The following is an 18,562-nucleotide window of genomic DNA, read 5'->3' on the forward strand; positions in this document are numbered from 1 at the left end:
TTAAAAATCATGAAAAGTATGTATATCTTAATGAGCCATAATTATGAGTAACAGCGATATTGTGCATAGAAATAACGTTTAGCGCGAGATAAAAAATGAGTAATCCTTTTGAGAACAATCGCTTAACCTACTTAAAGGCCGCTTTATTTGTGGTTGGGTTGATCTTTATTTTTGGAATTTACCCCTTGACGATTGTTTGGCCAACAGGCTGGGCATGGCACTCCGGACAATCAGAATATTTGCAAATGATTCTTGGGATTTACGCAACACTTGGCGTATTCTTGCTAATTGCTTCCAGAAATCCTTTAGAACACCGCAGTCTCATCTGGTTCACAATCTGGTCGAGCATAGTGCATGGAGGGATTATGGGTATTCAATCTATTGTCTACCCTCAACATATGGGGCACCTGTGTGGTGACGTTCTTGCACTATTTGCCGTTGCCTTAATCCTGGGTCTGTTGATGCCAAGAAAAAATAGCTAATAAATATCGAAAATATATCCGTCTGATTAAAATGCGCGTCATTCCCGCGAAGGCGGGAATCCATGCATCAAATGAGCACATGATAGTGTTTACTTAATCGATCACCGCTTTCGCGAGGATGACGTCATGTTGATCTCGGTGAATTAACAAAGCCCTATGAAATGATTAAATCAAAACCAGCTCTACATAGCGATGCACGAATATGAGATACAAATTCACTAAACATAAAAGAAAAATTACAATTAAAGTACACTATTTAAAAACGGTTATAACGAAGAGATACCATCTAGTGTACTTTATTCACATGCACCCAACTTCCGCCTAATGCCTTAATCAATTGAACACTGGCAATTTGGCGCCGAGTGAGCACATTAACCGCTGCAAGTTCTGTTTGTAAGGCTGTGTTTTCAACTACCACTACGTCCAGGAACGTCACAATACCTCCAGAATAACGATTGTTTGCTTGTGTTAATGCACGTTTTGCTGCCTGAGCAGCCGCTTTTTGACTACGAATTTCCTGATCCAGTTGATTTACAGCAACCAGACTGTCTTCTACTTCCTGAAATGCAGTTAATACCGTTTGTCTATAATCTGCTACTGTTTCAAAATAACTGGCCTTTGCATATTTTAACTGCCCTACTAACTTGCCTCCTTCAAAAATTGGCTGAGCAACAAGTGGCTGCGCCAAAGCGAGCGTGCTGATTGGCCCTAAAGACCAGATTAAACTGGGCTTTGAAATCAGATTGGATAAACTCTGACTTTGAAAACCAAGAATCCCGGTCAGATCCAGCACAGGAAAAAATGCCGCTCGTGCAACCCCAATAGTGGCATTAGCAGCTTGTACACGAAACTCTGCTGCTGCAATATCAGGTCTTCTCTCTAATAAAGTTGAAGGAAGATCTGGAGCAACTTTGACAAGCGTCCGAGATAATTTAGCAGGAGGCAAAGAAAAATCTGCTGGGAATTGGCCAATAAGTATCGCAATAGCATGTTCATACTGTGCGCGTTTCAGGCGCATATCTGCTGCAGCAGTCTTTGCATTTTCCAGTTGCGTCTCAGCCTGATCTACAGCTTCTATTGGAGAAGCGCCACCGTGATAACGCTTTTTATTTAGGTACAAGGCTTTTTGATAAGCAACGACTGTAGCATCTAAAATACGTTGTGACTCATCACAACCTCTTAGCGAAAAATAATCACTAGCCAGTTCTGCATGCAAACTTAAAGAGATTGCTGCAAGTTCAGCTTCCGTTGCATGTGCTGTATCTTGTTGTGCCGCAACTGCATTGCTAATACTTCCCCAAGCATCAAGTTCATAATTGACCCGAGAACCAATGATGTAATTATTATACAAAGGAATTGTCGATGGATCTGCCATAGTTGTTGAAGTCTGTTGCCTGTTGGCATTAAGCGTTCCCTGAATGTTGGGAAAAAAGGCTGCCCTGGATACCTGAACCAATGCCAGCGCTTCTTGATAACGAAAAAATATTTTTTTAAGATCCTGGTTTGAAACCTCAATCAAACGCTCTAATTTATTTAAAACGGGATCGTTATATACTTCCCACCAGGGAGTAACTTTAGAAGAAGGCATCTTCGTTTTGGCTGGAACCCATGTCCCGGTTTCTTTAAAATGTGCAGGAACGGGCATAAATGGTCGTTCATATTTGGGAGCAAAAGAACAACTTGTTACAATAAAAATGACGATTCCCAAAATAATGATCTTGTTCATGAAACAACCTTAACGTGTTCACCATTTATTATAGAATCAGAAGGATTAAGAATAATTTTTTCTCCTGCGTTTATTCCCTCATCAATCTCTACTACATCTCCAAAATCCCGACTGATGGTTATCGGTTTTAAAACAACCTGATTATTTTTATCAACTACAGCAATTTGCAATCCTTGTGCCTGGAACAAAAGAGTATTTACCGGCAAACGAAATGTATTTTTAGGAATGGTGAAAGTAAAAGTCACCTTTGTATATCCGCCCGCAAGCAGTTCTTCATTAGAATTTTCCGCTTTAAACTGAGCCAGCAAGGTTCGAGTTGCAGGATCAATAGCCTGGGCAGTTTTTATTAATTGCGCAGGAAAAGTTTGCCCCGGGTGCTCTGCGAAAGTCAAACTAACCTTCATATCAGGAGTAATTCGTGATGAATAATTCTGAGGAATTTTCACATAAATTCTCAATGGATTGGTTTGAGCTATCTGGAACAACGGTAAACCGGTATCACTACTTCCTGCATTGATTAATGAACCTATATCGGTTGTTCTGGAAGTAATCACACCATCAAAGGGTGCTATAACTCGCTCGAAACTCACCAGTTCCTTTAGTCGATCTACATTGGCGCGAGCTGCCACTTCCAGGGCATATTTCGATGCAGCGTCGCTTACTTTTTCATCGCGCTCTTGCTTGGATACTGAATTGGATTTTACCAGATTCACCCAACGTTTAGCGGTAGATTGAGCGATTTGATTATTCGCAATAGCAGTATTGAGATCCGCCTCTGCCTGACGAAGTTGAGCATCCAGCTCGGGAGTTTCAATAACAGCAAGTAAATCTCCCTTTTTTACATGACTGCCAATATCAACATACCAATTCTTAATGTACCCATTCGTTCGCGCGTAAATTGTAGCATCATGCCAAGCCTGCACATTACCCGGTAAAATAATTCGTTCTGTTCCGCTAAGAGGAGTTGCGGTGAGTACTCTGACATAGTTGACCTCATCGGCTCGGGTTTGTTGGCGTAAGATAATCGCTGAATAAACACGATAAACAATAACGGTTAAAAAAAGCATTAAAAAAAGAACCAGAAACACAAACAGTGGATTGCTTTTATGCTCTTTAAATTGATATTTAATTCCCTTAAGCATTATTATTCCTTTGCTTCACTTTCAATTGATGATTATGAATCATGTAAAACACCGTAGGCACAAAAAAGAGCGTTGCAATTGTCGCAAAAGACAACCCTCCAATTACAGCTCGGCCTAATGGAGCATTCTGCTCACCGCCATCACCCAATCCAAGAGCCATAGGCATCATACCGATAATCATTGCTGATGCGGTCATCAGTACAGGACGAATACGAGTTCTTCCTGCCTCCATAGCGGCCAGTAACGGATTGTTTGTTTCTAATAAATGTTGACGGGCAAAACTGATAATGAGAATACTGTTTGATGTGGCAACTCCCATACACATAATCGCCCCTGTTAATGCAGGAACACTCAACGTAGTACAGGTAATAAATAAAAACCAGGCAATGCCAGCAATTGCAGCGGGTAAGGCCGTAATGATGATAAAGGGATCAACCCAGGATTGAAAATTAATCACAATAAGTAAATAAATTAATAGAACAGAAAAAACAATTCCCCAATACAATCCCTGAAATGCCTGTTGCTGGGTATCAATCTGTCCCCTGACCGCTATAGTCGAACCTAAAGGCACTTCACTCTTCATTTCGGCAAGGATCTGATTGATGTCATGAGTAATCGAACCTAAATCTCTGTCTTGTGTCGCTGCAAAAATATCAATGACCGGCATGACGTTATAATGAGATTCAACAACAGAAGTCCATTTTCGTGTAATGGTACCCAATGCTCCCAATATCTGATGTTGCGCAGCTGATTGTATGTTGGGAGAAATCCCGTCAATCATGATATTGCGTAATGCTTGTAAAGAGTTCATCACATATTGTGGTGCCTGGACTACGATAGGATAAGAAACTTTATTTTCAGGACTTAACCAAAAAGTAGGCGTCGTTTGAAAACTGCCCGACAAAGCAATAAATAAATTCCTGGCAATGTTACTTTGAGTTATCCCTAGTTCCTTTGCTTTACTTCTGTCAATATCAACAAATAATTCAGGATAGTTCATTGCCTGGTGCTCCCGAATATCCACAAGACCAGGAACTTCTTTTAATCGTTGCATCAATTTTTTCGCATAAATTCTGTTTTCATCTTGCTTCAAGCCAATTATCTGAATATCAATGGGTGAAGGAAGACCAAAATTAATGGTCTGGTTCACAATATCTGCTGGTAAAAATGCAAAGGATATATCCGGAAATTTCTGATTAAGCACGGTTCTTAATTCACGCTGATAGTCAAAAACAGAGTGATGTTTTGGTTTCAGAGAAATCAGGATATCTGCATCCTCTGGTCCAACAGGAGCAGAATTACTGTACGATAAATTGATTCCACTCACAGGCAAACCTATATTATCCACTATGGTATCCAATTCCTGAGGAGGAATAACTGTTCTGATAAGCTTATCTATAGTGTCAACGTAACGTGCGGTAACCTCAACGCGAGTTCCTGTAGGAGCACGAATATGAAGCTTTATTTGGCCAGCATCAACATTGGGAAAGAAATTACTACCCAGCCAAGGCCATAATAAAACAACGGATGAAACAATAAATACTAAAAAAATCCCGACAAAATAAGTGGCATTGTGCAATGCCTTATTCAATAAAGTACTGTAATTTTCTCGAAAAATTTCAAACTTTTTTTCAAATTGAAGATGAATTCGTGCGAAGAAATTTTGAGATTGTTCCTTTTTTTTAGCATCATGCTTGTGCAGCAGATATTTTGCCAACGTAGGAATAAGAGTTCGTGATAAAAGATAAGAGATTAACATGGCAAAAATAACTGCCTCTGCCAGAGGCACAAATAAATATTGAGCGACCCCTCCTAGATAAAACATCGGTACAAACACGATACTGATACACAAAGTAGACACTAATGCGGGGATGGCAATTTGATGTGCGCCATCTAAAATGGCCTCTTCTACCTCTTTACCTTGCTCCAAATTCCAATTGATGTTTTCAATAGCAACCGTTGCATCATCAACTAAAATACCTACCGCTAATGCCAGACCACCCAATGTCATAATATTTATCGTTTCACCCAATACTGAAAGTATGGTTAGTGAACCGATAATGGATAGAGGAATGGAGATACTAATGATTAAGGTACTGCGTAAACTACCAAGAAATATTAAAATCATAAGAGCAGTCAATGATGCAGCAATAATCCCTTCTGTAATCACTCCTTGAATCGCTGAAGTCACAAATATGGATTGATCCGCAAATTGTCCCAAATTTAAACCTGCGGGCATAATTTCTTTAATTTTGGGTAATAACGCTTTGATCTGCTTGATAATTCCCAAAGTTGAAGCATCGCCTGTTTTTTGAACTGACATCATTACGGCTCGCTTACCATCGACCCGTACTATATTGGTTTGCGGTGCAAAACCATCACGTACATGAGCAACATCACGAATATATAAAACCCGACCAGGAGTAGTTTTAACGGGCATATCATTTAAGTCGTTTACCTTTAGAGGACTATTATTGAGCTTTACAATGTACTCATAATCACCAATTTTTTGTGTTCCTGAAGGGATGATTAGATTTTGCGCTTCAATAGCGGTATTGATTTCTAAAGGAGATACTCCATACGTTTGCATGGCTTGCAAGTCCAGATCAACTTGTACCTGACGTACTTTACCTCCATATGGATAAGGCAAGGAAGCTCCTGCCACAGGCGCTAATTGTGGACGAATAAAGTTATTGCCCAAATCATTTAGTTCTTGTTCAGGAATGGTGTCACTGGATAAAACCAATTGCAAAATAGGAACGGTTGATGCTTTATAATTTAATATCAACGGAGGCAGAGTACCAGGAGGCAAGGAACGCAGAATCGTTTGAGCTATAGAAGTAACCTGACTCAAGGCGAGCTCAATATTCACACCGGGTTGAAAGAATAGCTTGACTACACTGACACCAATTAAAGATTCAGATTCAATATGTTCAATATCGTTGACAGTAGTAGGTAATACCCTTTCGAAAACGCTGGTAATTCGATTGCCCATATCGTCAGGTGGCAATTCTGAGTAGCTCCAGATAACACTAATGACCGGAATGTTGATGTCCGGAAAAATATCGGTGGGAGTACGCATTATAGACAATGGCCCAATGATGAGCAGCAATAGAGCTAATACTATAAATGTGTAAGGTCGTGTCAGCGCAATCCGTACAATCCACATAACATTCCATGTTTAAAATTGAAAAAAAATCTAAGTTTAAAGGGATACCAGGAAAATAAAATAAAACATGTATCAAAAAATCAGAGTAAATTCTTCTTTTGACTAATGCAACAATTTTATTATTTCAGCGTCAACAAATAAACCGTGATGTTCTTGCACTTTTGCTATTGCCTTAATCCTGGGGCGGTAGATGCCAAGAAAAAATAAATAATACTCACCGAAAATCAAACCATCGTAGCCGGTATTAGCGCAGCGTAATACGGGGGACTTTGAGCTTCGAACATGATTTTCCCCCGTATTACGCTGCGCTAATACGGGCTACAAACTCTATATGCTTCTCTTCGATTCGTCAGGATTTTATTATTGGTTACAGAGTCAGATTCCTATACATAAAAAATAATTACAATTATGCTTAAATAATACTTGACCCTATTGTTGCTATAGACCTTATCTTAGTTAACAAGGAGGAAATACAATGACTCAATGGTTCGTAAAAGACTTAGCTAAACTAACCGGCATAACAGTGCAAACACTGCATCATTATGATCGCATTAATTTATTGAAGCCTTCGTTACGAATGCCTAATGGTTATCGTGTTTACTCTGAACAGGATTTATTGCAACTGCAACAGATTATTGCTTTGAAGTTTTTCGGGTTTGAGTTAGCACAAATCAAAACTCTGCTCACAGAAGAAAGTGAGGCACTAAAGCATTTTAACAACCAGGTCCGGGTGCTGGAAGAAAAAGGAAGGGCTTTGGTTGATGGTGCAAAAGCGCTGCAAAGCATCATTGATACTGTTGATAGTCATAAATCCATACCATGGGAAACCATTATACAACTTATAGAGGTCTATAAAATGACAGATAATCTTGAACACAGCTGGGTAAAAGAAATATTCACCCCTGATGAATTAAAACAGTATGCTGAATTCGAAAAAGAAATGAAAGCCAATAAAACTCCAGAGCAAAAAGCTGCTTTTGAACAACAATGGCAGCAACTTTTGGCTGAGCTGAAAATGAATATGAACCAGGATCCTCAATCTGCTTCAGGTATTGAATTAGGCAAAAAATACATGGCATGGGTCAATGGAATTTATGGAAAAAAATATGCCCACCTAAGAACCAAAAAATGGGAAAAAGGCTTTGGGGAAGGCAAAGGTTTACAAGACATTGGGTTAACACCTGAATTAATGACCTGGGTAGAAAAAGCCACCAACGCCTACTGGAAAAATCGAATTTTTGGCATTCTCGAACTCGTTGGTAAAAAACCAGACGCTACCGTTTTATCACTATGGAATGAAGCACTTGATGATTTGTATGGGAATGAAACAGCTCGTAAACAAACCATTTATGAAATGGCTTTAAGTGATGAACAGGTCAGCGCAGAAGCAAAAGCCTGGCTTAAAAAACAGATGCACTCTTAATCCTTTCCTGCAGGCAGGGGCAATCGCCCCGCCTCAGCATCTTCATTACTCAAAATTGTCTCATTCAAACGTCATTTAAACCGTTTAAATTCAATACGATTACAGAATTCTTAATGTTTCCTTAATGTTCCTTATGTATAATATTTGCCCTTTAAGATGCCTATTGAGTACAGCAAATGAAATTTTTTGCAATCCCTAAAAACTATCTACCTCAAAGTATTTCTTCAGAAACCCAAATTTATGTACGCGCAACCTTTGGATTGCTTGCAGCCGTAACAACAGCTATTAATCCAATAGTTGGAGCCCTGGTTCTCGTAAGCCATGGCACATGGGAATTAGCAGGTTTTTTTACTGAACAAGAACACCCGGTACCCAATGTGAAACCACCAATAATGAGCAAGGAAGAACTCAGAGAACAAAAGTATACTGAGGCGTTCAATAAATTACTTTTAAAAGCACAAGAACTGGGGACTCAATGCTCACCTCAGGAAATTGAGAATGCAAAAAGAATATTCTTTGTCCATAATCTGATCGAAGAAGTATGCTATGAAGCCTTAGCTAAAATAGTTAAAAAGCTTGAGATCACTGGAGATGTAATTACTGAGCAACAATCAGGTCAAATTCTTGCCTACATTAAAAAAATGGCTCATGTGGAATTGCGTAAACGTGGGGGTTATACCTTAACTGGAAGAAACATGATCACGCCCAGTCAATTTTCACACGTTTTGCTCAACATAACTACTATTATTCATGATCGAGACGTTCGCTTGACGGATGCACGATACTATACATTAACTGATTTATGCGTAGCTTTGGATGATCATAACAGTTATGTTAAAAATATATTGTTTCGCTCGTGGTTTAAATGTGACCAAATGTCCTGTGACAGCCATTTAAATATGATAAAAGATGTGGTTGGATTTAATGGGCGGATATCAGAGCAATTAGGTTTTGACTTTGAACACGCATTATCGAATAAGAAAGAATACTACAATACATATCATACCGGTATAAGAACAGTAGAGAATCCTGTTACAGGCGAACGTTCTGCTTTAAAATTTACAAATTTAACTGAAGTCAGATCCAAATTTAAATCTATTATCAATAAATTGTTAAATTCTACTCCTGATAGCCGGTTAATCACTGAGTTAAGAATGAATAGGTTACTTGAAAAAGATGAGATAGATGCTCTTATAGGAGGACGCAGTTATTCATGCGCACCACGTTTTCATCAACCAATAACACAGAACGCATTATTAGATCCCACTATCACTGTAGGTGAGTTCTTGAATAACTATTTCCCAGAATTACAAGCTAAAAATACACATACTCCAATTTTTAACTAGGGGCTGTTGACATTTTCGATTTCCACCTCCTGCGACTTGTTCGCGGGATCCAGTTCGATCTTGATGAATACATTATGTTTGTTAATGAAACTTGATCTCTGGATCCCGCGAACAAGTCCTGAGAGATGGTCACAAAATGCGAGCGTAACCAATTGATTTATAATTAAAAATCGACGTACCGCGCTTTATGCGCGGTATCCAAGCTTTGCTCCTAAGGAAAACAGTATTTGCATAGCACTACCATCACTATGGATACCGCGCATAAAGCGCGGTACGTAGGCACTTATAAGATGCTTCAATTTTGTGAGGATCTCTCAGTAACAAGTCACGGGACGTTGGAAATAAATAGATGAATTGTCAATACACCCTAGTAACCCATTAAGAAGCCAAGTCTTTTGTTTATCATCTGATTATCAAAAGACTAGACCTCTATCTCAATTAATATTAATCATTCATCCAAAATCAAAAATCCATTCGCTCTGAGATTAAGCGGTAAACTACATGCATGATTCCTCACTTTTATCCGACTCATTAATAAAAAAACGTTTGTAGAAAAACCATACAAAATGGCCGCTAATATTAATATTCTCTTAATGTTAATGTTTTATCATTTAGACAATTTGATGTAAGTGGAGATAATCATGCCTAAAGTCATTTTAATCTATGCAAACTGCCAAAATACAACAGCCAAAGGTGATTTCGCTTTTGCAGGGAACATTGCTAAAGATTTGAAAGAAGACATTGATAGGACTGGAAATGATATTGATGTAATTCTCACCTCAACTTTAGATGGCATGGAGCGATTTGAAAAACTCTACGGCAAAACTATAGATGGCAGGGTTATCATAGAAGGCAGAAGTATAGGGATTAGTGCTCTTGAGTTATTAGATCCTGTAAAAATTGAAGTTGTTGCCTTTATTGAAGCCAATCGTTGCAAATATGCCCCAGCAGACATAGTGAAACGGATTATTTCTCCAGATAGTAAATTTCTTTTTATTGGTGCTGCAAATCAAGATGCAATTAGTGGACCATTTCGTCATTATTTTAGATATTTAGGACTTCAGAGGGAACAGCCCGAACTGTATAATCATTTTGATGCTGACGATATAAAGTTGGGAAGCAGTGGACTAGGCACTGACCGCTTGGGCTTACCTAAAATAAAGACAGCTGATGAATTACCCGAGTTAAGTTACGAGCAAAGCCTCCAAATTCCAAATACAGACTATGGATTTATTTATCTGGCTAAAATTAATAAGTCAATAGATCTACGCACAATTGCTCAATACACCATGATTTCTGATTTAAGTGAATACGTTCTGGTTGGTGACTATTCTGAGAAGCCTCTACAAGTAAGAGCCGCAGTTATAGCAGAAATGAAATACCATGGAACCTCTTTGTTACAGCAACTGCCAAAGATTCATTATCATCAATCTCTAGACAATTGCTTAATGCGTCACATGGTCGCTAAGTCTACTGGTAACTTAGTGCTGTCAACCGGGGTGATGAGCGCCATAGAGGCAATGAATGACAAAAAATTACCCTATTACCAAACGTTACCCAATAACACCAATTTTGTAGCATCATATCTACTTGCTGTAAAAGACATTGCTTCCAACGATTCCAGCTTAATTGGCGCTATGCCACAGATAATCATTGAATTATCAAATTTACTTTTTGCTGATAAACCATTAAGTCTCAGTCAAGTTAATAGGACAAAAGATTTGTTAAGTATATCATCAGTTCCCTCTCGCCTGATTGAAACAAATCAGAAGATAATTAAAATTGCGAATGGTACCCTTGCCGGTCAACTTTTGAGTTTCATAGGAAATCCTACTCATACCAAACTTCACAGACAATGTGTCAGTGTGTGCCAATCCTTACGTAAAAGCGGTGAAATCAACTCACCTGTTTATGATCAAGCATTGCGACGCGCAGCAGCGTGGGGACGGATATTTGAGTTAAAAGTATTAATCAAATCGATGAGTGTTGAGGACATTAGTAAACAGGATATTTCAGGTAAACGATGTACTGCCTTACATTGGGCTGTTTTGCAAAAGCAAATTGATTGCGTGAACCTGTTGATATTAGCAGGTGCCAAATTAAATACTCAGGATATCAACGGTAAAACCCCTTTGCACTATGCAATACAAGCAGGCGAAAGGAGTATAATTCAATCCTTGGTTGAACATGGAGCCTCTCTGGAGATCCCCGATATTAGTGGTGTTAAACCCTGTGATGGAGCAGAACCTTGGGTTCCTGAGTTTATTCATGCGTGTTTGAGTGCGAATAAAAGCCATTTATATTCCCCTGTTGATAGTATCTAATCATGCATTAGATACTATCCTCTTGAGCACGTTACCTGTTTACTATCATAAAATAGAGGCTCAGCGGAATTCGATTAAAAGAATACAATACTAATGCATGCTTAAAGTGATGCCGTCTTCGACACTATTTTCTTGCTTTTCATCTACGTCTTGTGATGGATCTTTAATTAGATCGTGTAATCTTTTTTTGAAGTCCAGAGTGGTTGTTTTGTGTGTTTCAGATGCCTTTGCTTCTTTTATACCGTGTTGCATTATCTGGTCCTGATTTATCTCAAGATCCTGATTGAGATTCAGATGGATTAACTCTGTTTGGATTTGTTGACTAAAATGACGACAGGATGTCGGTGTAGCTATAGTCGCTTTAGCTGCGCTGTCGACGCTAAAACCATCGTTCTTCATGATGTCTTTTAACTCATCACTGATGCCAGCCTTGACCACTTCTGTTGCAGTAGTAGAGCAGTTAAATTTATAGAAACTATACGCTTTGGGGCTTTCAGCCAGACTAGCCATTTTATCAAGGACTTGTTCAGCATCAAGTGCAAAAGCAGGCGCATTGTGATCAAGATTCGTAGGTATTCTAATAACCGATGCGGGTGATTCACCAACGCTGAGATGCCGCTCTTCAAAGTCTCTTTTGCATAATTTAATTTGTGCATCTAATCTTCTTAGCTCTTTGCTTATCTCAGAAACACGAGCAACTTCAGCATCATTTAAATCAAGGTTCGTGTCAGGTTTTCTTTGTTCACGAGCAGCAGCAATTAACTCTTGTCTATAAAGGTTTCCCTTATCGAGCAAGTGCTGCATCTCAGATACTAATGCATTTACCGATGATTTGAGCTCCTTATAGGCAAGATCATCTTCAATATCTTTTTGAAGTTGTTGATGTGCAATTTCTTTAATCTTGATAATTGTTTTATCTCTGGTCAACATCCCCTTAACCTTGGTTTTATTAGCCAAAGGAATGCCCTCTTCAAATAAATGCTCATGAATTTCCGATTTAATCTTGGGAGCTGGCTCATGCCTCCATTCGGATTCCAAATCATCTCGGTGATTATTAATATGATGCCCATTGGTATTTCCTGGCCACCAACTAAAATAAACAAAATAACTCACTTGCTCTTTTGGTTTATAACTGTCATCTTCTTGTCGTTCAGGAACAATTTCTGTTCGTTTGCTTATCGAAAGACCGGGCACATCCTGATATTTTTTTGCCAGCTCCTCTCCTCTTGCATCAGCAGGGAAGGTTAGTTCAACAGCAGCATGGCCAACATTGCCACCGAATAAAGTGGATTTAACTGGGTTAGCAAACCCCAAACCCTTAGAGCTGCTCTTCCAGGTAAAGATCTCAAGTCCCATAATAAAACTCCAATCATTACGAATGATTCTATTATGAGCTAAATGATTAATTTATAGGTTAAGTGGTGGTTATGCTGCTATTTGAATTTCGTATAAGCCATACCCAACATGAACGAGTGTTTTATGCTCCAGCTTTGCTAATGCCCAAAAAGACAATTGATTTCATCAGGTTACAAAAATGGATAAAGTCTGGTTAAAGGCGGCTATAATTAAGTAATGGCATTAAACGTCTTGCAAGGATAACGAATATGACCTGTACTCATAATAGAATGTTTCAAACTGGCGCATTATGCGGATTCATCGATAAAGTCTATGATGGAGATTGCACTCTTAAGACTTTGAGCGAAAAAGGTAATTTTGGAATTGGAACTTTTGATGCAGTACATGGTGAGTTAATTGGTTTTGATGGCCAATTTTATCGAATACTCGAAGACGGTATTGCTCGCCCGGTCGATCCACAACAAAAAACCCCCTTTGCGTGGGTAGTTCATTTTGATGAAACACATCAATTTGAATTAAACAACATAGAAAGCTTCGAGCATTTTTCTGAAGAATTTGATAAAAAGATCCCTTCTCTAAATTATATATATGCCTATCGCTTTGAATGCCTATTGGATGAAATCGAATGTCGTTCCGAGGCGTGTCAACCCAAACCGTATCAATCACTCGTTAAAACATTTCCCAAAGTGCAAGTCAATTTCAGCTATCAAAACATCAACGGTGTGTTTGCAGGGTTTCGCTTTCCTGAATATTTTTCAACATTAAACATCCCAGGACATCATATGCATTTTTTAAATCCCGACGATATGAAAGGAGGCCATGTGTTTCGATTTAAATTTAAATCGGCACAAATTAAAGTGTGTATGATTAAAAATTATGAGCTGGCGTTAATCGAATCAGAAGCGTTTAGCGATTTAAAAATTGGTGCCGAAGAATTACATAGTGCAACACAGGCTATTGAAAAACAGAAATAACCATTACGAAATCCGCCCCCCATCAAAAGATGGGGACGGATTAGGGTGATAAAGAACAATTTAATTTCCAGTACTACTAGTCACCGCTTCAAATAGTTTGGGATTATCTGAGTAATCAATTGGTATATCGACGATTACCGGTCCTTTTTGAGCAAGCGTTTCTTGTAGCAAAGATTTAAAATCGGACGGATGTTTTAACTCATATCCTTTTGCCCCAAATGCCTTGGCAAAATCGACTATATTGACTGTGCCAAAATCCACACCTGAGCCACGCTTGTATTTCATTAGTTCCTGTTCTTTCACCATGTTGTAACAATTATCCCGCCAGATAAAATGAACGAAATTCTGTTTGTGTCGTACTGCATTTTCAAGCTCCATAGCTGAAAACAAAAATCCCCCATCGCCAGACAATGAAACTATTCGTTTATCAGGATGAACGAAACTCACGGCCATAGCCCAAGGTAAACCAACACCCAGGGTTTGTTGGCCATTACTAAATAAGAGATGGTGTGGTTCATAGGATAAAAAGTAACGCGCCATCCAAATATAAACAGAACCTATATCACAAACAACATAAGCATCATCATCAATGGCATTTCTTAATTCATGGATAAAATGTAAAGGATGCAGGAGGTTTCCTTTTGATAAATGTTCACCACTTTGAATGATTTTTTGATGTGCATCATGATAAGGTTTCACATGCTTGTCATTTTGAGCAACCATTGCTGCATTTAATAAATCCGTTAAAGCAGCAATATTTGCATCGACATCGCCCAGTAGTTCATATCTCGGTTGATAGGTTTCATGAATTTTTGCTGGTAAATAATCAATATGGATGATCGTTCTTTGTTTTCCAACATTCCAGCTTTCAGGGTCATACTCTGCCATATTTAATCCAACGGTGATGACTACATCCGCCTTATTCAGCAGTTGATCACCGGGTTGATTACTAAACAGACCTACCCGTCCGGCAAAACAGGAAACCAATTCTCTTGAAACCACGCCAGCAGCCTGAAAAGTACCGATAGTGGGTAAATGAGTTTTTTCTAATAAAGCGCGGATTGCTCTGGTATTTTCTGGTCGGCTTGCCTCTTGCCCTAATAATAACACCGGAAATTTTGCAGCATTAATAATATCTGCAACAGCGAGCAAAGAGTGTTTATGCGCAACTCCATAACGAATAGTATCCAAGGGTTTAATTACAGGCACATTAACCATTTCTGTTAATACATCCTGCGGTAAACTAATAAAACAAGCGCCTCGTTTAGGAGCAGTAGCACAACGAAACGCATTGGCAAAAACTTCTGGAATCATTTGCGGCACTAAAACTTCAACACTGGATTTCGTTACTGGAGACATTAATGCGACGTTATTCGTATTTTGATGCGATTCTTTTAAGGCCATGCTGCGTGGAACATTTCCACCAATAGCGACTATAGGATCACCTTCAGTTGTAGCCGTCAATAATCCAGTGGCCAGGTTAGAAACACCGGGGCCAGAAGTGACCAGAACCACGCCGGGTTTACCGGTTAAACGTCCATATGCTTGCGCCATAAATGCAGCATTTTGCTCATGACGACATAAGATTAACTCAATAGAAGAATCTTCCAGTGCATCAAAAACCGTATCAATTTTCGCGCCAGGGATACCAAATACAAATTCAACACCCTGTGCTTCCAGACACTTAACAACAAGTTGCCCACCTTTTAATTTTCCCATGTTTCCATCCAATTCGTCCAATCCATAGTATTACTAGTGTAGCTTGATTCATACGAAAGCAACAACAAAGGCTAACCTTTAGATATCAATTACACTGCTCAAAATAAAAAATAAATACAGCTTAAATATCTCACTTAAATTAAGTACACTTCGCCTAATCAGTTTATATGGGTAGCACCATGTATAAGATAAGCCATAATATGTTTACAGGAGTATTAATCCCTTTTATTGGGCTTGTGAGTCTATTTGCCCTATTGTCTCCTGACTTTCTTTCTACGACAACCTGGGCAAGTATTCTTGGTTCTGCAGCTGACCTGGGCATTGTTGTACTGGGCGTTACCTTATTACTCATTGCTGGAGAATTTGATCTTTCTGTGGGTGCAAATTTCGCTTTATCTGGAATACTATTTGGCTCACTGTCTCTATCAGGTGTTAATGGGTGTTTTGCGTTAATCATTTCCTTGTTAACTGGCACCACTATTGGATTAATCAATGCCGCATTAACTGTTTTTCTTAAAATTCCTTCATTCATTGTAACTTTGGGTACCATGCTCATTGTTCGTAGTTTTATTCTTTTATACACGCAGGGATTACCCATATCTATTGAAGATAATAGTCTCATTATGACTATTCTGGCAGGTGAATTGAACCAAAATTTATTAGCGTCATTTCTTTGGTGGTTAATCATCGCACTTTATCTCACCTACGTGCTTCAGTGGACTAAATTAGGAAATCACATCTATGCCACAGGATATAACTCTGATGTTGCTTACCTATCAGGCATCAATACAATAAAAATAAAATTCTACTGTTTTGCCCTGTGTGGATTGCTATCGGCTCTTGCAGGTGCAACTCAATTCAGCCATCTCAACAGCTTATCTCCCCTGGCAGGAGATCAGTATGAATTATATGCTATTGCTGCAACAGTTATAGGAGGTACTTCTCTTAAAGGCGGTAAAGGGTCATTATTAAGTGCGGCATTAGGAACCTTACTGATTAGCACTGTAGATACTGGATTAGTCCAAATTGGAGTTTCAACCTATTGGTATCGGTGTTTTGTTGGAATCATTTTAATCTTGGCTGTAACAATTAACTTATCTTCACGGACTGCCCGATGATTGCCGAAGCAGAAAAACACATTTTACTCAAACTGGATCATATAGGTAAAAAATATGGTTCAAATCAAATTCTCGATAAAGTATCTTTTGAAGTATATCCAAGCCAAATTGTTGCATTAATTGGAGACAACGGCGCTGGGAAATCAACGTTGGTTAAAATAATAACCGGCTACATCCAACCTGACGCCGGGAGTATCTACTGGAATAATCAACGAATCCGATTTAATCATTTTAATGCCCCTCGACAAGCGCGCTGTCTTGGTATACAAGCAGTATATCAACATTTAGCCTTGGTCGATGAATTATCCCTTTGGCGTAATTTCTTTTTAGGAAATGAGCTAATAAAACACTATGGGCCGTTTCGTCGATTAGACATAAAACGCATGCAACAGCTCACTCAGGAGTCTCTTGCGAATTTTAAACTCCTACGACAACTAAACCCCTGCACCCCGGTTAAAACATTATCGGGTGGAGAGCGACAAATACTTGCAATTTGCCGTGCTAAATATTTTAACGCAAAACTTCTAATACTGGATGAACCCACTAGTGCTCTCTCCCCTCAGCAGGCATATGAAGTAATTGAGAACATAAAGAGAATTGCAGCCACAGGAATGGCAATTATCTTCATTACTCATCGCATGGAACATGTTGCAGAAACTGCTGATCGAATCATCCAACTCGCTCATGGCTCTCTAGTAATTAATAAACACAACAATCAAAGGATTTATCTATGAGAATCTATTTAATAATGCTCTCTTTTTTCTCCCTATTGTTCAGTCATAGTCTGGTACATGCCGGAGATAAATATTATCTGATTACGCATGGGTCACAAGACCCCTATTGGCTGAGTTTATTTGAAGGTGCCAAAAAAGCCGCAGAAGATTTAAAAATAGAAGTACAAATTTTAGCCCCATCCGGCGCAAATGACGTGCCTAAACAAGTACAATTTATTGATAGTGCGCTGGCTACGCATCCATTGGGAATTGCTACGACTCTACCCTCTGATACAGCTTTTACCAAAAGCCTGCATCATGCGATAAAGAACAACATACCGGTCGTAGCCTTTGATACAAAACCCAAAGATAAAAATAAAAATCCCTATCTCGCTTTTTTAGGGGCAAATAATCTATTAGCAGGTAAACTGCTGGCTCAAAAAGCAAAAGGATTGTCAGGAACTGAGCAGAGAGCCCTTATTATTAATCCTCAACCAGGACATATAGGACTTGAAATGCGTTCTAAGGGAATTAAAACTGTCCTGAACGAGCAAAAAGTTCCCTTTGAGGAACTGGATGTAGGCATTGATGCAAATCAAGTTCAAGCCCGAATTAAGTCCTACTTTTTACTTCATCCTGAGACCAATGTGATTTTTTGTTTAACCTCTCAAGCCCTGGATCCTCTGGGACAAATGCTAAAACACCCTGAGCGCTATCATTTTGATTACAAACCTCATGTATATACTTTTGATAAAACCCCTAACACGCAGTCTTTAATCAAAAGAAAACTGGTTGACTATGCCATTGATCAACAACCCTTTCTTATGGGCTATTTAAGTATAACTCAATTGGTGCTCTTGAACCGGTATCAATTAAAACCAGTAGATATTAACACTGCAAAGTAACTGAATGAAACTACTCGGTATCTTATGGTGAGGTCCAGAAAGAAAAGCAAGGCACAAGATTATTTTCAACGATTTAATCCTGTGCATTTCCTCGCATCAACTATCGGTAAAGATGCTATTTATGGACTCAAGAGCTGCATGAAAGTAACCTATGGGATCTATTAC

Annotated in this window: 13 protein-coding genes; 8 read left to right on the top strand and 5 right to left on the bottom strand. The window is 38.9% G+C overall.

What is annotated here, in order from left to right:
- Window positions 1–95 precede the first annotated feature (95 nt).
- Complete coding sequence (locus Lqua_RS15325) at window positions 96–482, top strand: DUF6632 domain-containing protein (protein WP_058475162.1); 387 nt, start codon at window positions 96–98, stop codon at window positions 480–482.
- A 286-nt stretch (window positions 483–768) separates the two neighbouring features.
- Here the strand turns inward: Lqua_RS15325 and Lqua_RS15330 are convergent, their stop codons facing one another.
- The 3 genes from Lqua_RS15330 to Lqua_RS15340 are packed head-to-tail and all read right to left on the bottom strand — an operon-like array spanning window position 769 to window position 6,519.
- A complete protein-coding gene (locus Lqua_RS15330) occupies window positions 769–2,208 on the bottom strand; it encodes an efflux transporter outer membrane subunit (protein WP_058475163.1) in 1,440 nt (479 codons plus the stop codon).
- Window positions 2,205–3,350, bottom strand: coding sequence for an efflux RND transporter periplasmic adaptor subunit (locus Lqua_RS15335; RefSeq protein WP_058475164.1), 1,146 nt, complete (start codon window positions 3,348–3,350; stop codon window positions 2,205–2,207). Before Lqua_RS15335 ends, Lqua_RS15330 begins: the two co-directional genes overlap by 4 nt.
- Complete coding sequence (locus tag Lqua_RS15340) at window positions 3,343–6,519, bottom strand: efflux RND transporter permease subunit (RefSeq protein ID WP_058475165.1); 3,177 nt, start codon at window positions 6,517–6,519, stop codon at window positions 3,343–3,345. Before Lqua_RS15340 ends, Lqua_RS15335 begins: the two co-directional genes overlap by 8 nt.
- A 475-nt stretch (window positions 6,520–6,994) precedes the next feature.
- Between Lqua_RS15340 and Lqua_RS15345 the strand changes: the two genes are divergently transcribed.
- From Lqua_RS15345 to ankY, 3 genes are all read left to right on the top strand, one after another.
- A complete protein-coding gene (locus tag Lqua_RS15345) occupies window positions 6,995–7,942 on the top strand; it encodes a MerR family transcriptional regulator (RefSeq protein ID WP_058475166.1) in 948 nt (315 codons plus the stop codon).
- Window positions 7,943–8,118: 176 nt separating this feature from the next.
- Window positions 8,119–9,288 carry a hypothetical protein gene (locus Lqua_RS15350; protein ID WP_058475167.1) on the top strand — a complete coding sequence of 390 codons (1,170 nt, stop codon included), beginning with the start codon at window positions 8,119–8,121 and terminating at the stop codon, window positions 9,286–9,288.
- Window positions 9,289–9,929: 641 nt separating this feature from the next.
- On the top strand, window positions 9,930–11,612 hold the full coding sequence (ankY, locus tag Lqua_RS15355; protein WP_058475168.1) for a Dot/Icm T4SS effector AnkY/LegA9: 1,683 nt from the start codon (window positions 9,930–9,932) through the stop codon (window positions 11,610–11,612).
- 90 nt (window positions 11,613–11,702) lie between these two features.
- Here ankY and Lqua_RS15360 read toward each other — a convergent pair whose 3' ends face one another.
- Window positions 11,703–12,968 (bottom strand): hypothetical protein, encoded by a 1,266-nt coding sequence (locus Lqua_RS15360; RefSeq protein WP_058475169.1) that lies wholly within the window; start codon window positions 12,966–12,968, stop codon window positions 11,703–11,705.
- Between the two features lie 248 nt (window positions 12,969–13,216).
- Here Lqua_RS15360 and budA point away from each other — a divergent pair, with 248 nt between their 5' ends.
- The gene (gene budA / locus Lqua_RS15365) at window positions 13,217–13,942 is read left to right on the top strand and encodes an acetolactate decarboxylase (RefSeq protein WP_058475170.1); all 726 of its coding nucleotides are present in this window, start codon (window positions 13,217–13,219) and stop codon (window positions 13,940–13,942) included.
- A gap of 60 nt (window positions 13,943–14,002) precedes the next feature.
- Here the strand turns inward: budA and alsS are convergent, their stop codons facing one another.
- On the bottom strand, window positions 14,003–15,661 hold the full coding sequence (alsS, locus tag Lqua_RS15370) for an acetolactate synthase AlsS (RefSeq protein ID WP_058475171.1): 1,659 nt from the start codon (window positions 15,659–15,661) through the stop codon (window positions 14,003–14,005).
- A gap of 179 nt (window positions 15,662–15,840) precedes the next feature.
- Here alsS and Lqua_RS15375 point away from each other — a divergent pair, with 179 nt between their 5' ends.
- Genes Lqua_RS15375 through Lqua_RS15385 form a run of 3 tightly spaced genes read left to right on the top strand, consistent with a single transcriptional unit; the run spans window position 15,841 to window position 18,397 of the window.
- Window positions 15,841–16,779, top strand: a complete 939-nt coding sequence (locus Lqua_RS15375) for an ABC transporter permease (protein WP_058475172.1) — start codon at window positions 15,841–15,843, stop codon at window positions 16,777–16,779.
- The gene (locus tag Lqua_RS15380) at window positions 16,776–17,513 is read left to right on the top strand and encodes an ATP-binding cassette domain-containing protein (protein WP_058475173.1); all 738 of its coding nucleotides are present in this window, start codon (window positions 16,776–16,778) and stop codon (window positions 17,511–17,513) included. The genes Lqua_RS15375 and Lqua_RS15380 overlap by 4 nt, the downstream gene beginning before the upstream one ends.
- Complete coding sequence (locus tag Lqua_RS15385) at window positions 17,510–18,397, top strand: substrate-binding domain-containing protein (RefSeq protein ID WP_058475174.1); 888 nt, start codon at window positions 17,510–17,512, stop codon at window positions 18,395–18,397. The genes Lqua_RS15380 and Lqua_RS15385 overlap by 4 nt, the downstream gene beginning before the upstream one ends.
- Window positions 18,398–18,562 lie beyond the last annotated feature (165 nt).

Source organism: Legionella quateirensis (genome assembly GCF_001467955.1).
Lineage (GTDB): Bacteria > Pseudomonadota > Gammaproteobacteria > Legionellales > Legionellaceae > Legionella > Legionella quateirensis.